Here is a 10,087-nt window from a genome sequence, read left to right on the forward strand (position 1 = left end):
TGTTAAAATCTTCTTTTAACCTAAAGTTACATGAAAAAGAGAGATGTTTTTATGACTGTAATTATCTTTGGAAAAAAGAAAGACTGCCTTACGAGAGACAGTCTTTAAAATTAATGAATTGAAATTTAATTTTTGATAAATTTCTGAGTGGATGTTTTATCCTTTGAAGATAATTTAATGAGATAATTTCCTTTGGCAAGCCTGGAAACACCGATGGCGTTTCCTTTCACCGGAACAGCCATCACGACCCTTCCTGCGGCATCGTAGATTTCAGCTTTTATGATCTCATTTCTTGACTGAATATTCAGGACATCCTTTACCGGATTCGGATAAATGGAAACCCTGATGTTTTCCTTACCGGTTTCTGCTGTAGCGAGTATATTCTGTACGGTTGTCGTATAGGTATTTGTGGTAATCGGTGCGTTATAATCGAAATAAATTTTTGCCAGATTGCTGAAGCTGTCTCCGACGTTCAGTGTCGATTTTGTTTTGATTTTAAATGAAACATATCCGTCATTGTTCGCATCATCAAAAGGAAGCTGAATATTTTCAAAGATAAATTCCACGACATTCGGACTGGTAACCCTTGCCACAAAGTTGTGGCTTGCACTTAAAGGGATGAGGGTGGATAAATCGAATTTCGAAGTGTTGATTTCATCTTTCACGACAATATTCTGCGCATTGGCCGTTCCCGTGTTTTCAAACCGGATGACATAATGAACATAATCTCCGGCCTGGGCCTGGGCAATGGTTGTTCCTTCCAGACAGGTTTTGTCATTCGGATCAAAAGAATTGACTACGGTATGATTCAGGGTAAAAATGTTGTCCGAAGGGGTTTCATCAACTGCTCCGTTTACCTGTGCCGTATAATGTAGAATGTCTCCTCCGTTCACTGCAGGATTTTGTGTCGGGGTATTTAATTTTAAAGTCACTGTAATTTCCCTGGTCTCAAGAGGAAGCAGATTTGCAAAATTCCAGTTCAGCAATCCTGTTGATTGTGAATTGGGGGATACTGTTGAAGATAAATAATCAGTCACATTATCATTATAATTAAATGAAACCGTTCCGGATTGTGTGCCGGTCCCTTTATTTTTATAAACGATTCTGTATTTTGCGTTAAAGCCGGGACTTGCCGCCGTAACCGGAATGATTACCGCTTCAAGGTCATGATGTGTCCCGTTTGCCGTTAAGCAGAAGTTTTGGGTGAAAGGGCTGGACTGTGTTGGGAAAGTAACGGTAATCGTGGAAGGTAAAATATTGAAATAAGAAGGATTCTCAAGAACCGGCGTTACGGTATGAGTTCCTGCGCCTACAGGAATGGAATAATTTCCTGAGCCGTTGCCGATGGAGCTTCCAGATTGGGTTCCGTTTGTTATATTAAATTTTTGAAATGACTTGTTGGGATCATTTACATCACAACCGTTATTGTTGCTGTCATATTTTGTGTTTCCCTGAATGGTATAGAAAGTTCCTCCCGGTGTAAAAGAGCAGTAAGAGGTTACCTGATAATTTGGGAAAAAAGAAGGATTGCCGCTGATCATATTTTGCAGCATGGTACGTTCGCTCTCATCACAACAGATCACAAGATTCGGATTATAGCCTACGCTTGTGGAATTATTCTGTTGGGATCTGCCATTTTTCAGATTCAGAAAAGTCATTCCGTTGGTAGCACAATTAATACTGTAAAATTCAGGATTCTGGGATAAGTCGAGACTCGGGATCATATTATTATGACAATCCAGTGTATTTAAAAGCGGATAGGCCGAAAGATTTAAACCGGTTAACAGATTGTTATAGCACGTGATTATTCTCATATCCGGGCAACCGGGAGCATAAAAACCTGTAAGGTGGTTCTGTGAACAGTCTACAGCACGGAGAAAACTCTGATTCTGAATGCTTACTGATGACAGATTATTTTTACTGATATCAATAATTTCCATATTCGCATTGGTAAAATTGATATTTGAAAGCAAAGGATTATTTCTGACATAAAACACGAAAATCTTTTGCAGGTTTGATGCATCAAATGTTGTAAGCTGTGTATTTTCAACATTCAGTTCGATAATCTGCGTAGATCCGGATACACTGAAAGTAGTAAGTGGACTAAAGATATAAACATATTTCAGCTGAGGTTTATTTTCCAGATTCAATGAAGTAAGACTCAGAGAATTACAAAAAATCCGGACTAATGAATTACAGTTGGTGAGATTCACGGAAGTCAGCTGATTACTTGCATCGATGCTTAATTCCCCAAGACTGGTATTGGAACTTAAATTCAGGGAGGTCATATTGTTCCCGGATATATCAAGCATTCCTAAATTTGAAAAAGCCGCTATTCCTGTAACATCCGTTATTCCTCCGCCATAAAGCCTCAGAATATTTACCTGCTGGGCTTCGGAAACTTCAATTTCACCATTATTATTGGCGTCAATTTTTATATTGAGTCCTCCACTGGAAATTCCGGTGGCAATAGAATTAGTGACATCTGCAGAAAGCAGCTTTGCTTTGAAGGCGGCATCCGGAATATTCACGATCTGTGCCTGAAATACGGCAAATATCATCAGGAAAATGATCAGAAGATTTTTTCTCATGGATTATCAGTTTAGTTGTTATTGATTTAAAAAAAAAACAAAAATAAACCATTGAAAACGAATTCCAATGGTTTATCTATAAATATTTTTAAGATCTATTGTTTTTCTATCAGATCCAGAAACTGCTGCTCATCGAGGATCCCGATGGTTCCGATGCTCTGCGCTTTCTTCAGCTTGCTGCCGGCCTTTTCGCCCACCACCAGATAGTTCAGGTTTTTTGAAACGGCCGAAATATTCTTTCCGCCGTGCTTTTCCACCATTTCTTCTGCAGCTTCCCGGGTGAACAAAGATAATTTACCGGTGAAGAGAAACGTTTTCCCGTCCAGAATGTTCGACAGGACTTCATTGGTGCTTTCCCCTTTTTCGAGCTGAACGCCGTAAGATTTCAGCCGTTCGAGCATCAGGATGTTTTCGGAATTATGGAGGAAATCGTAAAGGCTGACGGCGATTTTGGTGCCGATATCTTCCACCTGGCAAAGTTCCTCAACGGTGGCATTTTTCAGCTCGTCGATGGTCGGGAAGTTTTTCACCAGCTTTTTGGCAACGGTTTCCCCTACATGCTTGATGCCGATACCGTATAACACTTTTTCAAAAGGGATTTCTTTCGAGTTTTCGATTCCTGAAATAATATTCTGGGCCGATCGCTCCGCCATCCTTTCCAACGGCAGAAGCTGTTCTTTGGTCAGGGCATAGAAGTCGGCGGGGTTTTCGATCAGGCGTTCCCGGTATAATTGCTCGATGGTTTCGCTTCCGAGGTTTTCGATGTTCAACGCCTTCCGGGAAACATAATGGATCATTCTTCCGACCACCTGCGGCGGGCAGTGCAGTTCGTTCGGGCAGAAATGGATCGCCTGGTCCTCGATTTTTACCAGCTCGGTGCCGCATTCCGGACAGTTTCTGATGTATTCGACTTCTTTGCTGTCCTCCGTTCTTTTTTCCGGGTTCACGGCAACGATTTTCGGGATGATCTCGCCGCCTTTTTCAACGTACACAAAATCATGCTCATGCAGATCCAGCTTTTTGATGATGTCCTCGTTGTGCAGCGACGCCCGCTTGACAATAGTTCCGGCCAACAGGACAGGCTTTAGATTGGCCACCGGAGTGATCGCTCCCGTTCTCCCGACCTGATAGGTTACTTTATCCAGTTGGGTTTCCACTTTTTCGGCTTTGAATTTATAAGCCATGGCCCATCGCGGGGATTTTGCCGTGTAGCCAAGCTGCCTTTGCTGTTTCAAAGAATTTACTTTCAGCACGATCCCGTCGATTTCAAACGGCAGGTTGTGTCTTTCCAGATCCCAGAAGGTGATAAATTCCTGTACTTCGGCCATGGTCTTGCACAATCTGGCCTCCCGGGAGGTTTTAAAGCCCCAGGATTTGGCCTTTTCAAGAAGCTCCCAGTGCGATTCGGCAGGAACTTCTTCTGAAATATACTGGTACAGCACCGAAGACAGTCCGCGTTTACGCACCTCGCCGCTGTCCTGCATCTTCAGGCTGCCGCTGGCGGTATTCCGTGGATTCATGAACGGATCCAGGCCGTCCTCTTCACGCTGTTTATTGATCTTATCAAAATTTTTCCGGGTGAGATAAATTTCGCCCCGCATAAAAAACTGCTGCGGAAAGTCGCCTTTCAGCTTCAGCGGGATATCGGAAATCGTGCGGACATTCCCCGTAATTTCATCCCCCTGGAAACCGTCGCCGCGGGTGACCGCCTGTACCAGCTTTCCGTTTTCGTACAGGATGGAGATCGAGGCCCCGTCGTATTTCAGCTCGGCAACGAATTCCACCGGACCGTCGGTGGTTTTGATGATTCTCTTTTCCCAGTCTTCAAGATCGTCAAAATCATAGGAATTGTCCAGGGAATACATTCTGAACTGATGACGGATGGTCGGGAATACTTTGGTAATGCCGCCGCCTACGCGTACCGTAGGAGAGTTTTCGTCGTAAAATTCAGGATATTTGGCTTCCAGGTCGCGAAGTTCCTCCAGCAGCATATCGAAATCATAATCTGAAATCGTCGGCATATCGAGGAGATAATAATTTTCATTGTGCTGATGAAGTTCTTTACGGAGGTCTTCTATTTTCTGTTGGATATTTTCGGACATCGGTTTCTATCTTTTCAGCAAAAATAGCTAAATCCGATGTAAAAAATACGACAATTACTCATTCTGAGAAAATTAAAAAACCGTAACATATTTTAACGGGCTGACTATCTACCGGATAAATCCGGTGTTAAAATTTACTTAACATAATATTCCGATAAAGTTTAAAAAATGTTAAAACTCCCTTAAACAGAGGGATCTGTAAGGGAGGGTACCTTTGCATGCAGCTAATTTGAAAAATATGAAAAGAGTAAAAATTGTATTGGGATTGTTGTTCCTCAGTTTCGGGACTTTGGCTTATGCGCAGACCACGCAGGCTTCGATCACCGGGAAGGTAACCGGCATTGGGAAAGCCCCGCAGGAAAAAGTAAAAGTAACGATCGTAAATGAATCCACCGGCTTTAAAACGGAAACGGAAACCAATTCCAGAGGTGAGTACATCTTCAAGGAAATTCCTCTGGGCGGACCTTACACTGTGATCGTAAATGATGAGAAGAGGGAAGGCTACAACGTCAACTTCGGCGACCAGGTAACGGTAAATATGGATCTTGCCAATGAAAAGTCCATCGAAGAAGTCGTTGTCGTGGGAAACCTGAAGAATAAAATAGGAAATTTAGGAGCGGCAACCGCCATCACGACAAAAAATATCGGGATACTACCGGTAAACGGGAGGAATTTCACCAATCTTGCGGAATTATCCCCTTTAAGCGGTAAAAACGGAAGCATCTCGGGACAGCTGGGTTCTTCCACCAACTTTACTATCGACGGGATGACGGCCAAAAACCCGACTTCCGCCGGTGCAACCACAAGCCGGAGCGGCGCCCCGTTTTCCATTTCAATCGAAGCGGTACGGGAGTTCAAGGTGACTACCAACCAATATGACGTTACACTGGGGAGAAGCGGGGGCGGAACCATCAGTGCCGTAACGAAATCCGGGACCAACAGGTTTTCCGGGAGTGCATGGGAATATTTAAGGACCAACTGGCTTTCCAGCCCGTATGACATCCGCGGAAACAAAAGGAACGTTGATTTCTCGACTTCACAGTTCGGTTTCTCCTTGGGCGGACCGATCATTAAAAACAAACTGCACTTCTTCGCGGCGTGGGATCATCAGCTGGATTCCCGGCCGTTACAGATTGCCGACATCCAGTCGCACGAGGATGAATTAAGGTTAAATACCACCACAGCAACTCTGAATAAATTCCTGGATGTGGCAAGGGCAAAATACGGCGTTTCCAACAGCCCTCAGTTCGGAAGCTTCGATAAGATAAGGAATTCCGATGCCGCCTTTTTACGCCTGGACTGGCAGATCAACGATAAAAACTTACTGACTTTAAGAAATAACTTTACGTATGATTTAAATAAAATCGGATTGGCAGACAATACGGCCATCACCGCTTATGAATCGTATGGAAATGATAAAAACCTGGATAACAGTTTGTTGCTTACTTTACGGTCGAATCTGAAGCCTAATATAACCAACGAGCTGAAGGCGCAGTATCTTTATACGTCCCAGGATAGCTACCAGAACGATCAGCTCGGGCATCCGGTACCTAGAGCCATCGTTGAAAATATCGTAAGTAAAATTGACGGAAGCGACAAGGCAACCACTATTCAGATCGGAGGGCACCGTTTCGCTCAGGAAAGCTTCAGAAACAATGTGTTCCAGCTGGTAGACAATTTATATTACAATACCGATAAAATCAAATACACTTTCGGGGCAGACCTCATGTACACCATGGCCAGATCGGTATACGGAAGCGAGGTGAACGGAAGGTTTCATTTCCGGGAAAATCCGGCACAGAACGGCGATAACCTGTATAATTTCGACAACCGGATCGCGTACCGTTTTTACAGGGAGGTTCCTCTGATGGACGATCCGTCCGTAAAATCGAATATTTATAACCTGGGGGTATACGGGCAGATCCAGACGAAAGTAGCCAGAGGCCTGGATTTAATGGCCGGCCTGCGATTGGACTACGGCGGTTATCCGAAAGCGGGATTAAACCAGAAGCTGTATGATGAAATGGGAATCAGGACAGATAACCAGATCAAATCATTCATTATTCAGCCGAGATTCCAGTTCGATTGGAATATCAACGAAGGAAACAAAGACTTCCTGAAATTCGGCGCCGGGATATTTTCATCAGATATCAACAATTATATGATCATCAATAACCTGGTGTTTGATGGCAGGCATCTGGCAACGGTGGATGTGACCGGTAAAGATGTTCCTGTTCCGGATTTCAATAGCTATAGAAATGATTACAGCACGGTTCCTACATTGGCCCAGAACCAGCTTCCAACGATTAACTATACAGGGAAAGATGCTAAAATCCCGGTGGTTTACAAAGCAAATGTATCATACACCCACTTCTTTAACGAAAGATTCAGGGCTGGCCTCGGGGCTTACATGGCTCTGGGAAGAAACAACTATTTTTATTACGACCGGAATATGGTGGCCAATCCGAGTTTTACACTGGATAACGAAGGTGGAAGAGGCGTATATGTTCCCGCAACAACCATCGCCGCTAATGGAACCCTGAACTGGAAGGAGGGAAGGATCAACAAAAACTTCGGAAGGGTTCTGGAATTGGTGAGTGACGGAAAAGTCACCCAGTTTTCTTTTGTGGCAGATACCAGCTACCGCTACTGGAAAGACGGGGAAATTACGGCAAGTTATACCTGGGCGGATATCAGAGACAATACGTCCTATAATGGGAACGTCGCCAATTCGGCCACTTTATCCACACCGGTAGCCGGCGATCCGAGAAACCTGAGAATGTCGTATTCCGATAACCAGTTCAGGAATAAGGTGGTGATCTATGGAAACTCACCTACAATTGCCGGGTTCATCTTGGGAATCCGCTATGCCGGAATGGGCGGTACGCGTTTCTCCGTACTGGCCGGCGGAAATGTAAACGGGGATTTCGTGGATTCCAATGACCTGGCCTACATTTTCCCGAACCTCACCCAGACGCTGATCGACAACCCTGAAGTAGGAACGGCACTTAAAAATTACATCACCGATTACAACAATAAGATTGCGGAAAGAAACGGCGGAAAGAACGGATTCTACGGAGTCTGGGACGTGCGTGTCGCAAAAAAAATCAAATTTGACAAAATTGGAGCCTTTGAACTTTCGGTGGATATTTTCAACGTGGCAAACCTGCTGAACAAAGAATGGGGCGTAAACAAATCCTACAGCAATATGTCATTGTACAGGATCACCGGGTTCGACCAGACAACCAGGCAGTTTAAATACAACCTGAATACCAGCGGTCTGGAGCCGTTGAGCGGAAACCCGTACCAGATCCAGATCGGAGCAAAGTACACGTTCTGATCATGTGAATGGTGAATGGTCAATAGTGAATGATGAATGTTTAACAATGAAATTTTAAAAAGTAAATTAATCAAATTCACCATTGGCTTGCGAAGCAAAATTCACCATTCACATAAATTTATATACCTTTATCTGAAAGTTGAAAAGCTTTCGAGTTTAATATTTAATTTATATTATGAAAAATTTTATCTTAGGGTTAGCAGTTTTAAGCACAGTGGTTATGAAGGCACAAACCCGGGTTATCGCCCACAGAGGGTACTGGCAGACCCAGCCGCCGACAACGGAAAACTCCCTGAAGTCGCTGGAGAATGCACAGAAGTTAAAAATCTATGGCTCCGAATTCGATGTACGGATGACGAAAGACGGCATCCTGGTCATCAACCATGATGAACACCACGCCAAAATGGAAATATCCGAAACGGATTTCAAAACGCTTGAACAGGTGAAATTATCCAATGGCGAAGATTTTCCTACTTTAAAAGATTACCTGAAGCAGGGGAAAAAAGACAAGGCCCTGAAACTGATCGTTGAAATAAAGCCGGATAAGACCAAGGAAAAAGAAGACGAGCTGACGGCAAAGACGATTAAAATGATTAAGGACATGAAATTGGGATCCCAATGCGAATTCATCTCTTTCAGCCTGAACATCTGTAAGGAAATCAAGAAGCTGGAGCCTTCTTTTAAAGTACAGTACCTGAAAGGGGAGCTTTCTCCGCAGCAGATCAAAGACGAGGGACTGGACGGCCTGGATTACCATTTCAGCATTTTCCAGAAAAACCCGACCTGGATTGCCGATGCAAAAGCTTTGGGACTGATCACCAATGCCTGGACGGTAAATGATGTGGCCACTGCAGACGAACTGAAAAAGCAGGGGATTGGATTCATCACGACCAATATTCCGGATCAGCTTAAAAAATAATCCGCTTTTTAATGTCACGTCCTAAAAATCCAATACATATTATAGGTAAAAAATAGATTAATTAAACCGAAGCAGAAACATTTTTGCTTCGCTTTTTTGCTTTATATACATGCTGTAAAAGGTTTTACAAAAGCATTATATTTTTATTATGTCAATACTGGATTTGGAGATAAGGCAATGAAAATGGCTCAAAATGTTACAGAATTTTTTGCTCATCTTCAATCAGATATTATGGTTGGCGAAAATTTGAAGTTCTCTCCTGCTTTTACTACATATTATCCTGAATATTTTTTTAAATCACTTATGAATTTTAGATAATGAGATCACTACTTTTTTTTTTCATGTTTGCTATTAGAGCAGCGACAGCTTATGCTCAAGAAATACAAATTATTAGTATTAATGAGCCTCAAGGTTATTTACTTCTGAAATATAAAAATACTACTAACCAAAAGATTCTGATTTATGAAAACTCTTTATATACAAAGTTTGAATTATGGAATAGTGAAAGACCGATTGGATATGATACTTTTGTAGGTAAAACATATGATGCTTATAACATTAATAATGATATTAATCAACAATTAATAGAGAACACTATGAAGAAATACAATATTGATTCTAAGCAGGCTTTCTATTTTTTAAAATATATCGAATGCAAAATTATGATATCTCCTAAGAGCACGAAAATTTTAAAGTTAAAAGCTTTTGGGCTTCCTACAAAACCACTTAAACCTATGGAAAAAACAGAATATTATATTCAGGGCACTGTTTTTTTTAATAATAATTTTTATCCTAATCAATTTGTAGAGTCATTATCAAAGAATAATAGTAATATTTTGGATAAAATAGAAATTCCTAAGACAAAAATAGATATTAATACCTTTTTTTCTAAAGAATTATCTAAACTCCCAAAAGGTTTTATATATGATGAAAAGACCGGTAAGGTGATTGAAGAAAATAAGTAATTCACAATTTTTACGTTTTTGTAAATTTATTTACTTCAACTTTTAAATATGACAAATAATTAAATATTTAGAACATTAGGACTATCTGAAAAGGTAGTCTTTTTCCGTTTCTTGTTATGGTTATTATATTGCTTTACTCAAATAGGTCAACTAAAGATTATAGTATTAAT

General features: G+C 41.8%; 5 protein-coding genes. 3 read left to right on the forward strand and 2 right to left on the reverse strand.

Going from position 1 to position 10,087, the window contains the following annotated elements; translation table 11 throughout:
* Positions 1–125 precede the first annotated feature (125 nt).
* Entirely contained in the window at positions 126–2,591 is a 2,466-nt protein-coding gene (locus CHA01nite_RS16845) for a DUF7619 domain-containing protein (protein ID WP_146943498.1), read from the reverse strand.
* 95 nt (positions 2,592–2,686) lie between these two features.
* A complete protein-coding gene (gene ligA, locus CHA01nite_RS16850; RefSeq protein WP_146943500.1) occupies positions 2,687–4,693 on the reverse strand; it encodes an NAD-dependent DNA ligase LigA in 2,007 nt (668 codons plus the stop codon).
* Positions 4,694–4,931: 238 nt separating this feature from the next.
* Here ligA and CHA01nite_RS16855 point away from each other — a divergent pair, with 238 nt between their 5' ends.
* The 3 genes from CHA01nite_RS16855 to CHA01nite_RS16865 all read left to right on the forward strand — a co-directional run bounded on the left by CHA01nite_RS16855 (position 4,932) and on the right by CHA01nite_RS16865 (position 9,917).
* The gene (locus CHA01nite_RS16855; RefSeq protein ID WP_146943502.1) at positions 4,932–8,033 is read left to right on the forward strand and encodes a TonB-dependent receptor; all 3,102 of its coding nucleotides are present in this window, start codon (positions 4,932–4,934) and stop codon (positions 8,031–8,033) included.
* Between the two features lie 175 nt (positions 8,034–8,208).
* Complete coding sequence (locus tag CHA01nite_RS16860; protein WP_146943504.1) at positions 8,209–8,952, forward strand: glycerophosphodiester phosphodiesterase; 744 nt, start codon at positions 8,209–8,211, stop codon at positions 8,950–8,952.
* A 317-nt stretch (positions 8,953–9,269) separates the two neighbouring features.
* Positions 9,270–9,917, forward strand: a complete 648-nt coding sequence (locus tag CHA01nite_RS16865) for a hypothetical protein (RefSeq protein WP_146943507.1) — start codon at positions 9,270–9,272, stop codon at positions 9,915–9,917.
* Positions 9,918–10,087: the final 170 nt, after the last annotated feature.

The organism is Chryseobacterium hagamense (assembly GCF_007991455.1).
In the GTDB taxonomy this organism is placed as follows: domain Bacteria; phylum Bacteroidota; class Bacteroidia; order Flavobacteriales; family Weeksellaceae; genus Chryseobacterium; species Chryseobacterium hagamense.